Annotated in this window: 15 protein-coding genes; 5 read left to right on the forward strand and 10 right to left on the reverse strand. The window is 41.6% G+C overall.

Features of this window, described 5'->3' with window-relative positions; translation table 11 throughout:
• Positions 1-6: 6 nt before the first annotated feature.
• From F981_RS01445 to F981_RS01455, 3 genes are read right to left on the reverse strand one after another with little or no spacing between them, the layout of a single operon-like run.
• Complete coding sequence (locus F981_RS01445) at positions 7-951, reverse strand: ABC transporter permease (RefSeq protein WP_004717542.1); 945 nt, start codon at positions 949-951, stop codon at positions 7-9.
• On the reverse strand, positions 951-2,720 hold the full coding sequence (locus F981_RS01450) for an ABC transporter ATP-binding protein (protein WP_004717544.1): 1,770 nt from the start codon (positions 2,718-2,720) through the stop codon (positions 951-953). The genes F981_RS01445 and F981_RS01450 overlap by 1 nt, the downstream gene beginning before the upstream one ends.
• Positions 2,714-4,519 carry an ABC transporter ATP-binding protein gene (locus tag F981_RS01455; protein WP_004717546.1) on the reverse strand — a complete coding sequence of 602 codons (1,806 nt, stop codon included), beginning with the start codon at positions 4,517-4,519 and terminating at the stop codon, positions 2,714-2,716. Before F981_RS01455 ends, F981_RS01450 begins: the two co-directional genes overlap by 7 nt.
• A 213-nt stretch (positions 4,520-4,732) precedes the next feature.
• Here F981_RS01455 and F981_RS01460 point away from each other — a divergent pair, with 213 nt between their 5' ends.
• Entirely contained in the window at positions 4,733-5,353 is a 621-nt protein-coding gene (locus tag F981_RS01460) for a TetR/AcrR family transcriptional regulator (protein WP_004717549.1), read from the forward strand.
• A 309-nt stretch (positions 5,354-5,662) separates the two neighbouring features.
• Here F981_RS01460 and F981_RS01465 read toward each other — a convergent pair whose 3' ends face one another.
• Genes F981_RS01465 through F981_RS01490 form a run of 6 tightly spaced genes read right to left on the reverse strand, consistent with a single transcriptional unit; the run spans position 5,663 to position 12,486 of the window.
• Positions 5,663-6,721 carry a 2,3-butanediol dehydrogenase gene (locus F981_RS01465; protein WP_004717550.1) on the reverse strand — a complete coding sequence of 353 codons (1,059 nt, stop codon included), beginning with the start codon at positions 6,719-6,721 and terminating at the stop codon, positions 5,663-5,665.
• Positions 6,722-6,743: 22 nt separating this feature from the next.
• Positions 6,744-7,529, reverse strand: coding sequence for an acetoin reductase (locus F981_RS01470; protein ID WP_004717552.1), 786 nt, complete (start codon positions 7,527-7,529; stop codon positions 6,744-6,746).
• A gap of 11 nt (positions 7,530-7,540) precedes the next feature.
• Entirely contained in the window at positions 7,541-8,941 is a 1,401-nt protein-coding gene (gene lpdA, locus F981_RS01475) for a dihydrolipoyl dehydrogenase (protein WP_004717555.1), read from the reverse strand.
• Between the two features lie 10 nt (positions 8,942-8,951).
• A complete protein-coding gene (locus F981_RS01480; RefSeq protein WP_004717557.1) occupies positions 8,952-10,487 on the reverse strand; it encodes a 2-oxo acid dehydrogenase subunit E2 in 1,536 nt (511 codons plus the stop codon).
• Position 10,488: 1 nt separating this feature from the next.
• On the reverse strand, positions 10,489-11,508 hold the full coding sequence (locus F981_RS01485) for an alpha-ketoacid dehydrogenase subunit beta (RefSeq protein WP_004717558.1): 1,020 nt from the start codon (positions 11,506-11,508) through the stop codon (positions 10,489-10,491).
• Positions 11,509-11,523: 15 nt separating this feature from the next.
• Positions 11,524-12,486, reverse strand: a complete 963-nt coding sequence (locus tag F981_RS01490) for a thiamine pyrophosphate-dependent dehydrogenase E1 component subunit alpha (RefSeq protein WP_004717560.1) — start codon at positions 12,484-12,486, stop codon at positions 11,524-11,526.
• A gap of 362 nt (positions 12,487-12,848) precedes the next feature.
• Between F981_RS01490 and lipA the strand changes: the two genes are divergently transcribed.
• The 4 genes from lipA (at position 12,849) to F981_RS01510 (ending at position 19,737) form a co-directional block, all read left to right on the forward strand.
• Positions 12,849-13,841: a lipoyl synthase gene (gene lipA / locus F981_RS01495; RefSeq protein WP_004717562.1), complete on the forward strand. Its 993-nt coding sequence runs from the start codon at positions 12,849-12,851 to the stop codon at positions 13,839-13,841.
• Between the two features lie 299 nt (positions 13,842-14,140).
• Positions 14,141-15,238, forward strand: coding sequence for a helix-turn-helix domain-containing protein (locus tag F981_RS01500; RefSeq protein ID WP_004717563.1), 1,098 nt, complete (start codon positions 14,141-14,143; stop codon positions 15,236-15,238).
• Between the two features lie 893 nt (positions 15,239-16,131).
• Positions 16,132-17,049 carry a siderophore-interacting protein gene (locus F981_RS01505; protein WP_004717566.1) on the forward strand — a complete coding sequence of 306 codons (918 nt, stop codon included), beginning with the start codon at positions 16,132-16,134 and terminating at the stop codon, positions 17,047-17,049.
• A 519-nt stretch (positions 17,050-17,568) separates the two neighbouring features.
• Positions 17,569-19,737, forward strand: a complete 2,169-nt coding sequence (locus F981_RS01510) for a TonB-dependent siderophore receptor (RefSeq protein ID WP_228129008.1) — start codon at positions 17,569-17,571, stop codon at positions 19,735-19,737.
• Positions 19,738-19,916: 179 nt separating this feature from the next.
• On the opposite strand, the gene F981_RS01515 is transcribed toward F981_RS01510, so the two are convergent.
• Positions 19,917-21,509 (reverse strand): BCCT family transporter, encoded by a 1,593-nt coding sequence (locus F981_RS01515; protein WP_004717570.1) that lies wholly within the window; start codon positions 21,507-21,509, stop codon positions 19,917-19,919.
• Between the last annotated feature and the right edge of the window lie 78 nt (positions 21,510-21,587).

Consider the following 21,587-nt stretch of genomic DNA (forward strand, 5'->3'; position numbering starts at 1 on the left):
ACTTTGTCACGATCGAAGCCCCCTCAGAATCAACATAAGGAATAAAACCCCACCGACACCACCAGCAGTTAAACCGATAGGCACTTCAAAGGGATAAAGTACAGAACGTCCGATAAGGTCACAGACCAGCAGTAAAGAAGCACCTGCCAAAGCCACAATGGGTAAGGTTTTTGCCAAGTTTTCGCCATACATCAAGGCAACCAGATTGGGAACCACCAATCCTACAAAAGGAATAGCGCCAACGGTAATCACCGTTGCTGCAACAGTGATTGCAACCAGCAACAAGCCAATTGCAGCCATCCTTGCATAGCCTAGCCCCAGACTTGAGGCCATTTCCTCGCCCATCCCCAGTACCGTAAAGCGATGAGCAAAAATATAGCTCAGTACCACGATGGGCAAAATGATATAAATCATTTCATAGTGGCCTTGAATGACTCTTGAAAAGTCCCCCATGAGCCAGCCTTGCATGCTCTGCAAAATATTATTGCGATAAGCATAGAACTCTGCCAATGCACTCAATATGCCGCCATACATCAAACCAATCACGGGCACTAAAACAGTATTCCTAAATTGGATACGGCGAATGATGGCGATATAAATCAGACTGGCAAGAAAACAAAAAAGCATCGCAAACAGCATTTTACTGAGTACACTTGCGGCTGGAATAAGGGTTAATGACACTAAAATTCCAAGCTTGGCGGCATCCAAACTCCCAGTTGTACCCGGTTCAACAAAACGATTTCGGACAATATGCTGTAAGATCACGCCACACACTGACAAGCCCACACCCGTTAACACAATCGTGATCAAACGTGGAATCCGACTTGCACTAAGGGTGAGCCATGCATCACTCGATGCAGAAAATAAGTCTGACCATGCGATTTGCTGAGCACCGAGTAGTAAGGATGCGATGCACAACATACCAAACAGCAACAATAAAACGACAGGCATTAGGCATGCTCTCCGACCTGTACATTTTTGCCTAGTCGCCATCCTTTAACTGCCTGCCCCTGCGCTAAATAACGGGCATAATGTCCATGCAACAAGCGTAATTGTGCGGGTGTTCCCTGCTCAATCACTCGGCCTTTTTCTAATACCGCAATGTGATCTGCAGCGGCAATTGTCGAGAGTTGATGTGCGATCACCAATATTGTTTTTTGACCCCGTAAGCGATTCAGCAATTCACAAATAATCGCCTGATTTTCTGCATCTAAAGCGGCAGTTGCTTCATCCACCAAAAGAATAGGTGCGTCTTTAATCAACGCGCGTGCAATGGTAATCCGTTGTCGTTCACCGCCTGATAATCGTACACCACCTTCTCCCACCATACTTTCAAGACCATAAGGAAGACGCGCCAGCATTTCTGTGATGCCCGCTTGCTGGACTGCCTGCATCACCTGATCATCGGTTGCATTGGCTTTACCCATACGAATATTCTGAGCAATCGAGCCCGAGAACAAATAGTTGTCTTGGAAGATTTGACTGATCTGTGTAGTCAGTTGTTCATAGCGTAATTGCTTGACATCCACCCCACCTAACAGCACTTGCCCTTGATTGACATCAAAAAAACGAGCCACGAGCTTGGCTAAAGTGGTTTTTCCAGAACCAGAAGCACCTATCAGCGCCATCATACTGCCTGAGGGGATATATAAATCCACACCCTTTAAGACATCAGGCTCATCCTCTGCATAACGGAATTGAACATTTTTAAATTCAATCGATGCATCATTCGGGCTTTTAGAAATTTCAACTTGTGCTAATGCTTTGGCGTTAAAAATCTGTTGTATGGCTTCAAGTTGACTGCCTGCACTACGCAATACTTCGCTATAGCTTGCAACCTCAAGCAAGGTGTCAATAAATCGACAAACTAAGAGCAGTGAAACGGTAATGTTGACAATGTCTGCCAATAAGAGCTGATTTGCGCTGTGGATGTTCAGCCAAAACACCGTAACAATCAAAAATACCGCAAACACAATTTGAATGGCCCAGCTATTCAATACCGCCGATAAGGACGACATTAAAATAAGCTTTAAACCGAAATGTCGTTGCTGGTCTACGGCTTGATGAATAAATCGGGTGCTACGACCTTCACCATTAAAAGCACGTAAAACGGATTGAGCTTGCGCGAACTCCACCATACGTTGGCTTGTTTCAGCAAAACTCTGTTGGTATCGCTCATCTGTAAAACGGGCAATTTGGCTAGTCAATCTAAAGACCAGCACAATCAACGGAAGCGCAACCAATGCAATCAAGCCGAACACACCATGTATACATAACAATGCGATGACAATGACCAAAGGAGTGATCACACTGCTAATCACAGGGGTAAAAACGTGCGCTGGTAATTGCGCAACCGACATCATGCCTTGAGTGACAAGATGATTGAATTGAGTGGTATTTTGTTGGGTAAACCAACCGACAGGTAGACTTGCGGCATGATGCCCCAAACGCAAACGGGCATTTTCTAAAACAGCAATACCAACAGCAATTCCCATTTGCTCCACTACACGGCGAAGACACCAACACAGGATGATTGCAAAAAATAATAAGATCAGCCAAAGCGCCATTTGATCAAGATTAGCAAGCATCAATTGAGACAAAATCAACGCCAACATGATCAGGCTCAGGCCACAAAACACAGCATATACAACTGCCATCGCCAGATAACGGTGAAGAATAGTGACATCATCACCCAGCAATTGAGAAAAGGTTTTTAGCATGATGCTTCTCCCATTTGCGTGTGAACATGCTTTTCGGTATAGGACCATAATTGGTGATATAAACCTTGCTGAGCGAACAACGCTTCATGGGTACCCTGTTCAACAATTTTTCCTTGATCAAGGACAAGAATTTGGTCAGCATTCATAATGGTATCTAAACGATGTGCAATAACTAAAAGGGTTCGACCTTGGGCAAATTTTGAAAGTGCATCCTGAATTGCAATTTCATTTTCAATATCAGCAGCAGCTGTGGCCTCGTCCAGCACCAATATCGGTGGGTCCAGTAAAATTGCTCTGGCAATACTAATCCTTTGACGTTCACCCCCTGACAACTGGGCATCTTTCCCCACAATAGATTGATAGCCTTGTGGCAACGCCATAATTCGATCATGAATATTTGCAGCCTTTGCTGCATTTTCTATTTCTTGTTGGTTGGCGTTTGGACGTCCGAGAGCAATATTGTCACGTACACTGGCATGAATGAGACGGGTATCCTGCAAAACAAATCCGATCTGTTGATAAAGTGTGGTGGTTTGAATATCGCGTAGATCTACGCCACCAAGCATGATCTTTCCTGCAACAGGATCAAAAAAGCGTAGCAACAGCTGAGCAATGGTTGACTTCCCTGCACCCGATGGACCGACAATTGCAGTGATGGTTCCAGACTTAAGTGAAAAATTAAGATCCGATAGCACTTGATGCTGCGCTGCATAGCCATAGCTGACTTGATGAAAATCAATACTGCTGTCTTTAATCTGTAACTGTGGATTCCCTTTAGCCATTGGCAATACTGGTGTATCCAATAATGCCAAAATTCGCTGTGCGGCAGCCTGACTGGCCTGTAGATCATGTAATAAGGTATGTAACAATAAAACGGGAGCACAGATGGTTGGTGTAATCAACATAAAAGGCAGTAAATTTATGGGTTTAAGCCAACCCAAAGAAATCAATAGTGTTCCACTCAGCAGTACAACACCTAATATGGTGATCGGTGAAATCATCGCATGGGCATGTGCCATAGATTTAACTAAGGGACGAGTAAATATTCGAAAAGCATCTGCAAATGAATGAACGGCCTGCTGATAGCCCTGTGAAGCCTGACCACTTTTGCCAAAGGTTTTGACGACGGGTATCGCATGGATAAATTCAACAGCGGCACTATTGATCTGACCCAGCTGATTGGCAAATTGCTGAATATTATTTCCACTGGCACGCATGGCTTTGCGTAAAAATATGACAAAGCCTAAAAATGGCAATAATGCTAAAATTGCCATGCGCCAGTCCATCATCAATAGAAAAATTACAGCAACACTAATTGTGCCGAATGCACGTCCAACAGCGGGATAAAAATGTGCAGTTAAACTATGCAGTAGACCAATGTCATCCTGCATGATTTGTTTAACTTCTCCCGAACTTCTGCCTGTAAACCAGCCCAGAGGAACTTGGGTCAGATGCTGGGTTATCTTGCTTTGCAATTGCCCAGTAATTTCATGATCCGCCAAATGCGCGATTAACTCACTGACAGTCAACAAAAGCATGCCGAGCAACAAACACCCGATACTGAGTAACATCATCCATAGGATTTTATCGTCACCCTGTTGTGATCCACCGAGTGTAGTTACTTCGGTAAATATAGTACTGATCACCCATGTAATCGCAATCAAAGGCACCAAGGTGAGCATTGAACCAACCGCTGCTATGACCGAAGCCAGAATTAACTTGAGCCGAATTGGATGCAATATAAAATTCAATGGATTTGAATACTGAGCCTGAACTTCTTTTACATGACTTGCACACATAACAGTAAAAATCCTGTGTCTGATCGTTCATATCAATCTGCTTTTGGTCAGTTGATTCTGACTAAAACTCCGCTAGATATGCCATCAAACAATAATGAGAATTAATATCAATAGATTTAGTTGCATTGTAGTAAACTAATTAAGCAAAGTAAACGATTTGACCCTCATCCATTCACATGGCAACATTAAAAAATTAATTTTTACGGAATAAATATGTCTTCTCTGAGCAAACCGTCTTCTCGCGGTCGCCCACGTACCATCACCCATGAACGCATCATGAATGCTGGGATTGAGATCGGTTTATTGAACCTTACATTTGTTGGCGTTGCAGCTGCACTTGGGGTCAGTCATATGGCGTTATACAAACATATTGCCAGTTTAGAAGACCTCAAATATTTGATTGCAGAAGAAATTTTTATTCGTTGGGAAATACCGCAACCTTTAGAAAAAAATCCGATTCCATTAAAACAATATCTGTTTGAATTTATGCATTCAATTCGAGAACTGGTGAAGTCCAACCCCGGCTTTACCCCCTATTTAATTCGTCGCATGGCATCTACACCTTCGATGATTACCAAAATTAAAAAACATCATCATCAAGTTGCGGCGGCTTATTCTCTTTCTGAAAAGCAGGCGGGTTGGTTAAATGCAACCATTGCATTTCACTGTATCGCGGTTGCAGATACGATTTATTCTGTGGCGGGTAAAGAACCGATTAAAGACACCCAACGTGCCGCTGAAGAAGCAGAAATGGAGGCGGAATTTATCCAGAGTATGGAGGCATTAATCATTGGGGCACTAACCATGATCAATGAAAGAGATGATTTAAAATAACCAGATATAAAACTTTATTGAATCAGGCTGTCTTTAACAGCTGATTCGCTAAGATCATTGCGTAATGGCTAAGTATATCTAAACCAAGCATAGACCCAAGTTTAAACTTATCTATAAAAGCTTTTTTGCAGCTAAACCTCAAGACTTGCTTGAATAACTCTTGGCTTGGATTGCTCAATTTAAAGATTTTAAACCAAGATCTCTATTTCACTTCATCTAAAGCCTGTTATTGGTTATTGATCAATGATTGTGATGCCTCCCACAAACTATTCATCAACCAATAACAAGCCTCATCGAGTTGTATGGTTTCTAAGGATGCACAATAATCTTGACCGCAGATTCGTTGTTATGAATCAAGGTTTCAAAGCCTTGTGAAACCAAATCATCTAAAGCAATTCTTTGGGTAATAAAAGGTTCTAAATTAATTTTACCTTGCTCAACCAAGTGAATGGTTTCTTGATGGTCATTGACATAGGCAATCGTGCCGCGAATATCCAGCTCTTTCATCACCACACTATGCACATTAATCGTTGCAGGATGACTCCAGATTGAAACTATCACCACCACACCCGTCGGTTTCATGGCTGCCACCAGTGTATCCATGACCTTATTAACACTACTGCATTCAAAAGCCACATCCACCCCACGGTCTTGGGTAATTTTCATTACTTCAGCCACAACATCCACTTGAGACGGATCTAGCACATAGTCGGCAACACCTGCTTCTAAGGCTTTTTCTTTACGTTTTGCACTGAGCTCGGTAATGATGACAGTTAAGCCTTTGGCCTTTAAAATTGCAGACAATAACAATCCAATCGGGCCCGCTCCACCAACCAAGGCAATATCACCTGACTGTGCTCCACTTCTTACAAAAGCATGATGTCCGACAGATAAAGGTTCAATCAATGCGGCTTGATCCAAGGGAATTTGGTCAGAAATGGGATGTACCCAACGGCGTTGTACCGCAATTTTTTCAGATAGCCCACCACCGCGACCACCTAGACCAATAAAATTCATATTTTTTGACAAGTGATAATTGTCATGTGGTCCAGTCGGAACATCATCTGCAATGATATAAGGCTCAACCACAACATGTTGCCCCACCTGAATATCATCCACGCCATCCCCTACAGCGTACACCACGCCTGAAAACTCATGCCCCATAGTCACGGGTGCAGCTTCACCCGAAATCGGGTGCGGATGACCACACGGAGGAATAAAAATTGGACCATCGATAAATTCATGTAAATCTGTTCCACAAATACCACACCATGCGACTTGGATTCCAACGGTTCCTGGTTGTACCTGTGGTTCTGGAATATCCTCAATACGGATATCCCCTTTATCATAAAAACGAGCTGCTTTCATTGATGCATTCCTCATTCCAGTATTAACGATAAACCATTCCGCCATCGGTCAAAATTGACTGTCCAGTAATATAATCAGCGTCCTCACTGGCTAGAAAAGCAACCAATGCGGCAACATCATTTGGGGTTTCGGCACGTCCTAAAGCAATTCCATCCACATATTTCTGATAAGTTTCACCAACAGGTGCACCTGTGATATCAGCAAAACGTTGATCTATCTCGACCCACATATCTGTACCAACTACACCAGGACAGTAACTATTTACCGTGATACCAGCACTGGCATATTCTTTTGCTGCGGTTTGAGTCAAGGCACGAACGGCAAATTTAGTGGCTGAATAGACACCAAGCAAGGCAAAACCTTCATGCCCAGCAATCGAACATGCATTGATGATTTTGCCAGCATGTTGGCGCTGTTTAAATTTATCGGCAGCGGCCTGAATTCCCCACAGCACACCACCCACATTGATATTCATAATCCGATTAAATTCATCTGGACTCACCTCCGCCAAGGCTTGGACTTGGGCAATCCCTGCATTATTAATGATGATATCAAAGCCATTTAATGTCGATTCTGCATGATCAATCGCACTGCTGATTTGTACAGGATCGGCAACATCTGCAATAAATGTGGTGGCTTTTACCCCAAATGCTTGAATCTCTTGCTGAACAGCAGTTAACTTTTCTTGGTGAAGATCAACCAAGGCAATATGTACGCCCTCTTGTGCCAAGCGTAAAGCAATACCGCGTCCTATGCCCTGTGCGGCACCAGTAATTAATGCGACTTTATTGTTTAGACCTCTAGGCATGTTGCGACTCCTTAAATATGGATTGCACGTTGCATTGCCGATAAAACCGACTCATGCATCGCCTCAGATAACGTAGGATGTGGGAAAATAACCTGTGCTAGGCTTTCATCAGTGGCTTCTAAATATTTAGCGATGGCAAAGCCCTGAATATGTTCAGTGACCTCATGACCCACCATGTGTGCCCCCAACAATTCCCCTGTTTCTTGATTAAAAATAGTTTTTACAAATCTTGTGGTCTCGCCTAAAGCCAAAGCTTTACCATTGGCTTGTAAAGGGAACTTACCCACATTGATTGTAAAACCTGCTGCTTTGGCTTTTTGCTCGCTTAGCCCAATACTTGCAACCTGCGGATGGGTAAAAATACACCCTGGAATTTGGCTACGATCTAAAACATGTACATGCGTCAGTCCAGCAATTTTCTCCACACATAAAATTGCTTCATGACTGGCTTTATGTGCCAAGCATGGCGCACCTGCGACATCACCAATGGCATACACTCCAACCACATTGGTCTTACACCACGGATCAACTTTGATAAAACCATGCTCAAACTCAATACCCAATGTTTCTAAACCCAGATTTTGAGTATTGGGTTGCACACCGATTGCGGAAAGGACTTTTTCAACAGTGATGGTTTGTACACCTGTTGCAGTTTCAACATGACAATGTACTTGGCCCTTGTCGATTTCGATGTTTTGTACAGCGGCTTCAGTCAAAACCGTCATGCCATGCTGTTCAAATTGCTTTTGCACATATTTGGCAACGTCAAGGTCTTCACTGGGTAGGATCTGTTTGGCAATATCAACCAAGGTGACTTGACAGCCTAAGTCCTGATATAAACTGGCAAACTCACTGCCAATGGCCCCTGAACCAATCACCAGAAGTGATTTCGGCAATTGTTCTGGGACTAAAGCCTCTTTATAACTCCAGACATGCTGTCCATCGACAGGAACATGCGCTAAATTGGCGGCTCTAGCACCCGTTGCCACAATAATATGCGGTGCAGAAATCTGTTGTTTTTGACCCTTTGTATCAGTCAGTTCTAAGCGTTCTTTCGCGATAAATTGAGCGCTTGCATTAAAAACAGTAACTTGATTCTTTTTCAGTAATTGCCTAATCCCTTGTACCAACTGTTCTGACACCTGACGGCTATGACGTACCAGTTGTTGGATATCAAAATCAATCGCCCCCAAAGAAAAACCAAACTGTTGTGAATGTTTAAATTGCTGTGCAAGTGCCGCGCCACTCAATAAAGCTTTGGTTGGAATACAGCCCCAATTCAGGCAAATGCCACCCAAATGCTGTTCTTCAACAATCGCTGTTTTTAAGCCCAGTTGGGCTGCACGAATCGCAGCCACATAGCCACCTGGACCAGCGCCTATCACAATAAGATCAAATTGTGTGTCTGACATGCTCATGCTCCTACACCAAAATCAATGCAGGATTTTCAACAAACTGCTTAAATGCTGCCAAGAACTGTGCGCCTAACGCACCATCAATCACCCGATGATCACAAGACAAGGTCGCGGTCACCATCTGTCGAATCACGATGCTCTCATTTTCAACAATTGCCCGTTTTTCTGCTGCACCTAAAGCTAAAATCGCACCTTGGGGTGGGTTAATAATCGCGTCAAACTGTTGAACGCCGAGCATACCTAAATTCGAAATACTGAAACTGCCACCCTGAAATTCATCAGGCGCCAATTTTCCGGTTTTGGCACGTGTTGCAAGATCACGCATATCATTGGAAATTTGTGCCAAAGACTTGGTATTGGCAGCTTTAATGATTGGAGTGATAAGGCCATTCTCAATCGCTACGGCAACAGAGATATCCGCCTGATCAAACTGCAAAATCTGCTGATTCTCTTCATCAAACTGAACATTGACCTGCGGCACTTTGTTCAATGCAGCTGCTGCCGCTTTAATCAGCATGTCATTGATTGACAATTTCACTTGCGGCACAGTGGCATTAATTTGCTGACGTAATCCCTGAATGGCATCTACATTTAAATTTACTGTTAAACGGAAGTGTGGTGCATTGCGTTTTGCTGTCTGTAAGCGTGAAGCAATGGCTTTACGCATGCCATTCATCGCAATGGTGGTCACTTTCGCCGCTTCAGTCAGCGTTACATCAGCGCTATTTTGAGTAGGTGCAGGGTTTTCACGCTGATAAACTGCTTCAACATCTTCCTTACAAATACGCCCTCTGGAACCTGACGCACGGCAGTCATGTAAATTAATGCCCCATTGTTTGGCTAAACGACGTGCAACTGGTGTTGCCAACACTTGGCTATCATCTGCTTTAGATTTCGCCACTTTACCACTCGGTTGCTGTCGAATATCGGGCCATGATCCACCCGCAGCTTGAACTGCGGTTTGAATGTCTTGCACACTGATACGACCTTCACGCCCTGAGCCTGAAACCAGCGCCAAATTCACTTGATGCTTTTCAGCCAATTTCAAGGCATGCGGTGTTGCAAAAACATCCTCAACATGTTGGTAACCTTGTAATGCCGCAGGAATTACATAGCCATTTTGGGCAACAGCTTTTGATACCTGCTCAGTACGATTCTGTTTAGGCACAGCTTGTGTCTTGGTTTCAGGCTGAGTCGCTGTCAGCTTTTCAGTAACCACTTCAACAGCTTTGCTTTCATTGACAATAGGTGCACCAGCCAAAGATTGAGCAAAGGCATCAATTTCAGCATCAGAAACTTGCGCATCTGCACAAATTGCAATGATCCCGCCAACCACTAAAGTATCGCCATTATTGGCAATGATTTTACGCAAGGTACTATCAAACGGTGCTTCAAGGACATTGACGATTTTTGTGGTTTCAATTTCACAAATTTCTTGTCCTTTACTAAACTGCTCACCTTCTTGAATCAACCATTGGGCAATGGTGCCCTCTTCCATCGACAAACCCCATTTTGGGATTTCTAAAGTTTTAATTTCGCTCATCCTAAGCCTCCAACGTTTTACGTACAGCCTGTTCGATACGTTCTACACTTGGTAGCCATTGTTTTTCTAATACGGGTGAAAATGGCACAGGTGAATGCGGTGGTGTCACCAGTTCAATGGGTGCTTTGAGATAATGAAAGCCTTTTTGTGCAATCAATGCAGCCACATCATGCCCAAAACCACAACGGGCAGCAGACTCATCAACAATCACCACACGCCCTGTTGACGCAACAGACTCTAAAATGCCTTCTTCATCCAGTGGAGAAATCGTTCTTGGATCGACAACTTCTACAGAAATCCCCTCCTTGGCAAGCTTATCCGCGACTTCATTGGCACGATGCACCATTAAACTTAGCGCAATAATCGTGACATCGGTTCCTTCACGGGTGTAATTTGCTACACCAAAAGGGATGGTATATGGTTCATCAGGAACTTCACCTTTGATGTCATAAAGCAATTTATGTTCACAAAAAACCACGGGATCATCATCACGGATGGCTTGGATCAATAAGCCTTTTACATCATACGCACTAGATGGCACCACGACTTTTAAACCGGGTACAGCAGCAAACACGTTATACGGGGATTGTGAATGTTGTGCGGCAGCAGAAAAGCCTGCGCCGATCATGCCTCGAACCACCAAAGGCGCTTTGGCTTTTCCACCAAACATATAACGAAATTTGGCCGCTTGGTTATACAACATGTCATGACATACGCCATAGAAGTCCATAAACATCAGGTCAGCCACAGGTCGTAAACCTGTTGCAGCAGCCCCTGCTGCCATTCCAATAATTGCAGATTCAGTAATCGGGGTATCAATCACACGCTCTGAACCAAACTCTGTCCATAGCCCTTTGGTGACACCAAGTACGCCGCCAAAGCCTTCGAGTTTATTGTCATCCGTATTTTTACCGCCATGCCCGCCACGGACATCTTCACCGACAACAATCACGCTTGGGTCACGGCGCATTTCTGATTCAATCGCTTCTTTAATCGCGTTTCGATAACTTTTATTTGGCATTGCTTTACTATTCCTTTAGTAAGAGACATAAACGTCGGTAAGAAGTTGAGAAAGTTCTGGATAATTGGCAGCACGTGCTTTTGCGACAGCAGCATCGACATTGGTTTTTGATTCAACATCAATTGCATCCAGTGTGGCTTCAGCAATCTTGCCTTTGACTTTTTCACGGAAAATTTTCAACGGATCTTTATGCTCTTTGACATAATCGAGCTCTTCTTTTGAACGAATCAGTCCTGGGTCACCTTCAAAGTGTCCATAAAAACGATTGGTAATGGTTTCAATCACACTTGGGCCTTCGCCACGACGTGCACGTTCAATAGCTTTTTGGGCGACCTCATACACAGCAAAGAAATCTGTCCCATCTACTTTTTCAGCAGGCATACCAAAAGCCGCAGCACGACCTGCAATGTCCTTGCTTCCGACTGCATAATCATGCGCAGTACCTTCACCAAAACCATTATTTTCAAAAACAAAAATCACTGGGAGTTTTAAAACCACAGCCATATTCATAGCTTCAAAGGTCAAACCTTGGTTAGAACCACCATCCCCAGTAAATGACAGACCAATTCCACCCGTCTTTAAGGTTTTTGCGGTTAACGCAGCTCCAATTGCCAAAGGCGGCCCGCCACCGACAATACCGTTGGCTCCCAACATGCCTTTGTCTAGATCAGCAATATGCATTGAACCGCCTTTGCCACGGCACAAACCATCATCTTTACCAAAAATTTCCAACATCATGCCGTGAATATCACATCCTTTGGCAATGCAGTGACCGTGACCACGATGGGTTGAGGTAATAAAATCTTTGTCGGTCAAATTTTCACAAATTCCAACGGCTACCGCTTCTTCACCACTGTAAAGATGGATAAATCCGGGAATATCACCTGTATTATTTTCATCGTGAAGTCGATCCTCAAACTCACGAATATCTCGCATCCGTCTGTATGCTGCTAGCAATTGCTCTTCCGTTAATTGCATATACTTATTCCTTCATGCTCACAGTTAAAAGTAAAAACCATATATTTAAAAACAAACACTGGTATTTAAAACTCGTATATTTATATAAAATTATTTCATTTAAAATTAATATTAGACTAAAAAAATATTTATTTATAAAACACAATAAAAATATTAAAAACAGTACTTTATAAAGCAAAAAATATTTGTAAATTTTTATAATTTTCAAAAACTTAAAAAATCAAACCTTTAACCAACCTTTATTTTATAATATTAATATTTTGCACTCTTTTATTATATTTATAAATATTTTAAATATATTTGACATCATAGATAAAAATGTCATTTTATATTGAATTATTTTATTTAATGGACTATTTAAAATGGATTTAAAAGTTTCAGTTACCACGGGACAAAAACTACGTGGTGCAGATAAATTGGCACGTATTCCAGTAAAAATTATCAGTACTGAACAGATCCCACAAAAGCCTGAATGGATTCGCGCCAAGATCAGCCAGCCTGAAGAAGTGCAACGTATTAAAAATTTATTACGTCAACAAAAACTACATACCGTATGTGAAGAAGCCGCGTGCCCCAATTTGCCACAATGCTTTGGTGGTGGAACAGCGACCTTTATGATTATGGGAGATATTTGTACCCGTCGATGCCCATTTTGTGATGTGGCCCATGGACGTCCAAATATTTTAGATGCTGATGAACCGAAACATTTAGCAGAAACCGTTAAAAATCTAAATTTAAACTATGTGGTGATTACCTCAGTAGACCGTGATGATCTTATTGACGGTGGAGCACAACACTTTGCTGCATGTATTCGAGAAATCCGTAAAAGTAGCCCAGATACGCTAATTGAGATTTTAGTCCCTGATTTTCGGGGCAGATTAGAAGTTGCCCTCAACATTCTGAGCGAAACCCCGCCAGATGTATTTAATCATAATATTGAAACGGTCCCTCGTTTGTACCGTGCAATGCGTCCAGGTTCAGATTATCAACATTCCTTGGAACTGTTAAAACGGTTTAAGCATTTACGTCCAGACATCGCAACGAAATGTGGCTTGATGGTGGGATTGGGTGAAGTCGAAGCAGAAGTTATTGTGTTGCTGAATGACCTCAGTGACTATCAGGTGGACTATGTCACCATTGGTCAATACTTACAGCCGTCTAAATCTCATGCCCCAATACATCGTTTTGTTTCATTGAAAGAGTTTGAACATTATCAAGCACATGGTGAGTTATTAGGGTTTAAAAATATATGGAGTGCGCCAATGGTTCGTTCCAGCTATTTTGCTGATCGTCAATACAAGGGCGAGCCTGTACCCAAGCCGTTTACACGTGAAAGCATTGCAACAGAAATTTAGGATGATTAAGTGTTAAAGTGAATATGGACGCCTAAACATTAAACAATGAGTACTAAAAAGATCACACTGTCTTTTTATTGGTAACTTTATTTAACATTTGTGAGCAGAAAACTCATTTCAAAGCGAAACATTAACTTCTAAAGTGAAATAAATGAATTAATAAAGATGATTATTTTCGGAACACTATTTGTTTGAATATAGCTTAAAATCTGGTGTGATCATCAACTAAAATCACCAGACACAACGACAAAGAATACAAGGTATTAATGGCATAACCATTCATCATAAAGGAATATGATATGAAGCTATTGAATCAATTACAGCCACAAGCGCTTCGTTTACAGACCACACATTTTGTCAATATCGAATCCGTCACTGCTGCGCCACTTCTCGCTTTACCTACCGAACTAGAACCGTCACTGTTTCGTCGTTCTCTTCAACATAATTATGCGGATTTACTAAAAATTGCAGATGATTCTGAAATGGCAATTGGAATCACAGATCATCATGGCACATTACTTTGGACATGGAGCAGTCGTGCTATGCTCTCCTCTGCTGAGCAAGTGCATTTTGTCGAAGGTGGACATTGGTCAACACAGGCTGTCGGTACAAATGCGATTGGTTTGGCTTTAAATAATCATCTCTCTAGCTGTGTTTATTCACATGAAAATCAGATGAACAGTGTACAGGATTGGGTTTGTTATGCCGCGCCGATTGTTGACCCTGTATCTGGACAATTTCATGGTGTGATTAATTTATCGACCAAGTACAAGAAGCATACTTCACTGGGTGTATTGGCTGTAGAGCGCTGCGCAGAGTTGGTTCAACGTGCGATTCAATTTGAACAAAAAAACATGCTTTACCTCAAAGTTTTTGGTACACCCAAAGTTCAATTTAACCAACAGCTTTTAACTTTAACCCATCGACAAATTGAAATTCTATGCATTCTTGTGTTACACCCAGAGGGTATTAACCTAGATGAACTGCACTATGCGTTATACGGTGATCGGGACATTAGTGAAAAAACCTTAAAAGCAGAAATGTCACAATTACGCACCTTACTTCCCAACTGTATTTTATCGCGCCCTTATAAGTTAGTTTGTGAGATTCAAACCGACTTTACCAGAGCTGAACAGTCTCTCAATGCAGGTTTTCTCGCCAGTACATTTTCACTTTACAAAGGTAGTTTTTTGGCCAAATCAGAAAGCCCTTTCTTGACCACATGGCGTGATTGTTTCGATGCGCGTTTAAGTCATCTGATTTATCAAATTCAGGATATTGACCCACTTTTAAAAATTATTAGTCGTCTTCCTGAACGTAATGATGCAATACAACGGGTACTGGAATTATTGCCTGAACAAAGTCAGCATCGCGCGTATTTTTTAAAATTACTTTAGGCTCAATGAACTTAGATATTTTATTGCACAACTTGTAGCACAGTGCCGTTTTGCTCCGATGTTTAAGGCTATAAAGTTGAGTAAAGTAGAATACATCTCCTCAAGCGAGCTATGTTTTTGCTTGAAGTTGTTTTGCTTAAAATTGCTTTGTATAAAAAATGATAAATGAATCGATCTAAGATTAATTTTAAGGCCAACGACAGAAAATGCACGGCAAATATAGTCAACCTGTCAAAAAAAATCAGACACAATAATATAATTTCTCTTAATTAATATTTTTAATTAAATCAAACATATGATGAAATGATATTGTTTAATTATATAAAAACTTACACTGCCACATCTTACATTCAAAGTTTAAATCCCTTTGCGTAGGCGATGCCTCACTTTTCAGAGATGAAAAGTGACAAAAATCTTCTATTGGGCGAGGGGTACGTCCTGTACTCCCGCCCAACGGCGACATCCATGTCGCCTCACGGTAGGATCACCAGCTATGATTCAAAAGTATAAAAATGAATTGATAACCAACAATTTTTAAAAGTTCATACAAAAACATAAGCTTCATTTATGCTCAATGACTTGATGCAAATCACTTGTATGAAATAATTAGGTGATTTGACTATATAGAAAATTACAAGATTAAAATTAATATATTTTTCACGCAATTAAAATAAACCATTAGCCTGATCAATACTATAATGCCTCACAATCTTACCTCTCTCCGCAATAAATCAATTGCTAAAATTAAAATACAAGTAATTTAAACATAAATGCCCTTTAAATGATAATGATTATATTTTACATTTAACACCATGCAGATCTTCTCGATCCGCTCAGCACTGAAAGAAAGGCAATTGTGGTTTATTGCTTAATAAATATAGGTAGACTTAATAATGAATAGCCAACAACAAACGACATCAGATCAAAAAATAGTACCAGACCAAAAAACGGTTTCAGACAAAAAAACAGTATCAGACCCAAAAGCGATACTGAAACAAGATGATCATATGCGGAATCTGGAAGTCATTGAGATGACGATAACGGCGATATCTCATCCTTTTCCTTCAATTGTACGTATCCGGGGCGAAATCAATACAACACAGCCAGACTTATGGACAACACCCAACCTTGCCATTCGTTTAGAAGTGCATCAACAAGCAGACAGCTTACCCATATCACGTGTATATACCGTGCGTTGCTTTGATCCAAGCACCCGCCAAATTGAAATTGACTTTGTTCTACATGCTGACCCAAGTCCAGCAATGCTTTGGCTAGATTCAGCAAAAATTGGCACTAAAATTCAACTTACTGGTCCAAGACCGCACTTCATCCCCAATTTTACCCCAACCAAACGCGTGGTGATGTTTGCTGACGAAACCGCCATTCCTGCCGTCTATTCAATTTTACAGCATTGGCAAACGGGGATTCAGGGAGAGATTTATATTGAAAGTTGTGAAGCCAATATTATTGATGATTTGCCAAAACATCATGGAGTAAATATGCATTTACTCCATCGGGAAAAACCACAGCAAGCGGGTAAATTGGGCATACTACTTAAAGTTGCCGAGCAGTTTAAAGATCGTAAAGATATAAGCGTTTGGGCAGCCTGTGAACGTAATGAAGCAAGAGCGATACGTAAGCTGTTTACCCAACATAGTCATTTGAGTAAAGATGATATTCGTGTGGCGGGCTATTGGAATGTCGGAATGTCCAGCTCAACATTAGATCTGAGCCGAGTCGCATATTATCAAAAACATCTAGAACAAGGTAAAACACTAGAAACATTTGATGATCTAGATATGCCTGTTTAAATCAAGCCATTGCCTGATTTAAATCACCCCCCTCTCACTGTTCTTAAGACGGTTATTTAGGGGAAGAATTTGGAATGGAAATCAATTCTTGAGGTTGATGCTCTGGCTTTATTATGGCCTAACTCAATGATGATTGAACACAATTGACAGCAGCCGACTCGGATCTCGCGATCCGAGTCTTTTTTATTATTCATTGCTCAGCCTGTGTTGCATAGCTATACATCATGGTCTGCTTAAAGATCCAAAGCGAATCCACTACAGCATTTTTTTCATGATGACTAATTATAACTGCCGCGAAAACATGGTGATGTAATTGCTGAAAATAAGATTACCAAGGTTGTTTTTCTCTAGCCAAGTGCAAAACTTAAAACCAATCTACCCGCGTTAACAGATGAGCCAATGTTATCTCAAAATGACAGGGATAAATTTGTTTGATCCTTTTTTAAATCTCAAACGACATTATAAGCGTACTCCTCACATCTTATAAGGCCGCTTTCGATGTCATCAACAAGAATGCAAATGACAGACAAAAAATACCTGTCAAAAATGATTCAAATGATCATGTTAGGTCTCACTTCTGTAGCTGCTACTACCCTTTTGCATGCTGCTGAAGAAACGACTCAAAATAATGCAGAACCTCTCGCATTGCCAACACTCAAGTTTACAGCAAACCAATTGGGTGAAATTACAGAAAACAGTGGTGTCTATACTCCGGGTTCAATTGCCACAGCAACGCGTTTGGTTTTAAAACCCAAAGAAACCCCACAAACGATTAGTGTGATTACTCGCCAAGAAATGGATGATTTTAATCTCAACTCTATCGATGATGTTATGCGGCATACCCCGGGTGTTAGTGTGGTGACCTATGACAGTGAACGGACAGAATATTACTCCCGTGGTTTTGCAATACAAAACTTCCAGTACGATGGGATCCCGATGAATCGTGATTCGGCCTACTCAGCAGGAAATACCCTGAGTGATATGGCGATTTATGATCGTATCGAAGTTTTAAAAGGAGCAACGGGGCTTTTAACTGGGGTGGGTGATCCTGGTGCAACCATTAATCTCATTCGTAAAAAACCAACCAAAGATTTCCAAGGAAATGTTTCTCTTGGTCTAGGCACATGGAATAACTACCGCGGCCAAATTGATTTAAGTGGTCCACTTAACGAAACGGGCAGTATTCGTGCGCGTGGAGTTGCTGCGTATCAAGACAAAGAATCTCAATTAGATCGCTATGAACGCAAAACCCCTGTGTTCTACGGCATATTAGAAGCAGATTTAACCGACAATACCCTACTGACTGTAGGCGCAGATTATCAAGACAATAAACCTAAGGGATCAACGTGGGGCGGTATCCCGATTTATAATTCGGCGGGCCAATTCAATAAAATGCCGCGTGGCTTTAACAATGGTGCAAATTGGAGTAATTGGGAGCAATATACCCGAACCATTTTCTCAACCTTAGAGCATAAGTTTGATAATGATTGGGTCGCAAAAATCCAGTTAAATCATCAAATCAATGGCTATGATGCACAATTAGGCGCAGCGGCTGGTGGTCATCCAAATCCATCGACTGGCACTGGTGTTTCAATGTGGGCTGGAAACTATAAAGGCGAAACCAAAAGTGATGCTGCAGACATCTATGCAACAGGTCCATTTCAACTTTTTGGCCGTGAACACGAGCTGGTTGTCGGTGCAAGCATTTCTGAAAGCACTTGGAAAAATAATGGTTATGGTACACCAACTGATTATAAAACCAGTGTAGATCAATATTATCAATGGAACGGGAATGTTGCAGAGCCTGATTGGCAAAGAGGTAATCATTGGTCAAACAATGAAACCACCAAGCAGAATGGATTTTATCTCACTTCCCGTTTGAATTTACATGATGATTTAAAAGTCATTTTGGGTGGACGTATTGCAAACTATAAGTCAGAAGAGACGAAAGAGTCAGGTATCTTTATACCTTATGTCGGTGCGGTTTATGATTTAAATGACCAATACTCAGTTTATGCAAGCTACAGCACCATATTTAAACCTCAATCTGCACAAAATCCAAACGGTAAAACACTTGATCCGCTTGAGGGAGAAAACTACGAAGCTGGAATCAAAGGTGAATTTTTTGATGGTCGCTTAAATGCTAGCTTGGCATATTATCAACTCAAACAAGACAATTTTGCGAAAGAGATTCCAAACGTCCTTACACCATCTGGTGGTGTCGCATCTGAAGCGCTACAAGGTGTCAAAACCAAAGGGGCTGAACTCGAAGTTACTGGTGAAATTCGCCCGGGTTGGAATTTACATGCTGGCTTTAATCATAAAATATCTAAACAAGATGGGATAAAGCAGAGCACTTTGACCCCTGAAAATGAATTTAGCCTTTATACCAGTTATAAGCTCAATCAATGGGTGGATGGTTTAACTATTGGTGGTGGTGCACGTTGGCAAGATAAGACTTGGGGCGATGTCACCAATCCACTGTATAAAGATCCTGTTAAACATGTGGTGTCTGATTATTGGCTATTTGATGCAATGGCAAACTATGAAGTCAATGATCAACTATCTGTTTCTTTTAATGTAAACAATCTTTTAGATGAAAAATATTATACGATTTTTAGCTGGTATAGCACGTATACATGGGGCGAAGGCCGTAACTATAATTTAGGACTTAAATATAAGTTTTAATCCGGTTTAACTGACTTCCTCTAGGCAATAAGCAAACTCCATACTGCCTAGAGGAATTTCTTCTATTTAACATGCGCAATCAACTTTTGCTATTGCGCCAAAATCACTGATCTCATTTCATCCTGCACTAGCATCAACCTAATTGTGTATTAAATCCTCATGTTGATCTGTGGATCTTATTATTTGACGAGTTCAGAAGAATCAGTCGTTTTGTTGATGGCTTGTGGTGGTTGCGGGCTGGCTAAGTCCTGATTAATTGCTTTGGTTAAACCAAACATATACAGCAAAATAATCACCGAGAATGGTAAACCACATAGCACCACGGCACTTTGCATCGAATGAAAACTACCTGCTAACAGTAAACCAATACTGACAATCGTAATCACCACAGACCAGAAAATTCGCAACCAAATCGGTGAATCACTTTCATTGCTTCCGCCTTTTGTAGACAGATTTGCAATCATCAGCGTACCAGAACCCACTGGGGTCAAGAACAGTACAAAACAAATCACCACAACAATCCCTGCCACATAAGGATTAAAAGGTAAATATTCGAGCAACTTAAACAAAGACAAAGCTGGATCGGTAAGAACCATATCGCCCAAAACTTTTTGTTTTTGAGTCAAAATTAAATCAATTGCAGTATTTCCGAAAATGGAAATCCAAGCCAAAGTAAAGCCTAAAGGGATCAGACACACACCCAAGACCACTTCACGAATGGTGCGCCCTTTTGAAATACGCGCAATAAACATCCCAACGAAAGGTGCCCAAGCAATCCACCAAGCCCAATAAAACACCGTCCAAGAACCAAGCCAGCCTTTTGCTTGTGGATTGTATAAATACACATCAAAGCTTTTCGCAACAAAATGGTTGAGATAGTCACCCACGTTCTGTACCAAACCATTCAGTAAATGATTAGTTGGCCCTGTTAAGAACACAAATAACAATAACGCATAGAGTAAACGTAAGTTAATCCGTGAAAGCCAAGCCAGTCCTTTTTCAATCCCCACCACCGTGGTGATTGTCGCAACAGACATCATCACCAATACCACTGCAATCAGGGTAACATTGTTGTCGGGAATGGCTGGGACTAAATAACTGATGCCCGAAACCAACACCAGTGCACCAATACCTAGATTGGTGACCAAAGAAATCACCGTGGCTAAAATCCCAAAGCCATCCACAAAGTCGCCGATCAAACCATAGATCCGATCGCCAAAAATTGGATAAAGCGCAGAACGTAGAGCCAGAGGTAAATCTAAGCGAAAGGCAAAATAGCCCAAGGTGACACCCAATAAGGCATAGAGCACCCAGCCATGTATACCCCAATGTAAAAAGCTATACATCATGGCATCTCTGGCAGCTTGGATTGTGCCGCCCTCGCCTTCAGGTGGTCTTAAGAAATGATCGACAGGTTCAGCAACACCATAATACAGTAAGGCAATACCGATACCTGCTGAAAACAGCATAGACACCCAAGCCAAGTAACCAAACTCAGGTTTATCACCATCTTTTCCAAGTGGAAGTTGTCCAGCACGTGAAAAAGCCAACCATCCGACAAAACCCAGACATGCCACAATCACCAGCATGTAATACCAACCAAAGAGTTGATTGGCCTGCTCTTGCACATAGGTTAGCCAAAACTGACTTCTTTCTGGAAATAAAACAAACAATAGGCCAAAAATACCGATACTGATTGCAGAACTTCCAAACACAAATAAATTTAATCGAATCCGTTCGGATGAATATCCTTTATGGCTATTTGACACCATGCTATTGCTCCTTGCAATCGGTGTATTTTCTTAAAAAATAATAGGATATGTACTATTTTTACTGAACATCCTGATGGA

It is taken from the genome of Acinetobacter guillouiae CIP 63.46, from assembly GCF_000368145.1.
Taxonomy (GTDB): domain Bacteria; phylum Pseudomonadota; class Gammaproteobacteria; order Pseudomonadales; family Moraxellaceae; genus Acinetobacter; species Acinetobacter guillouiae.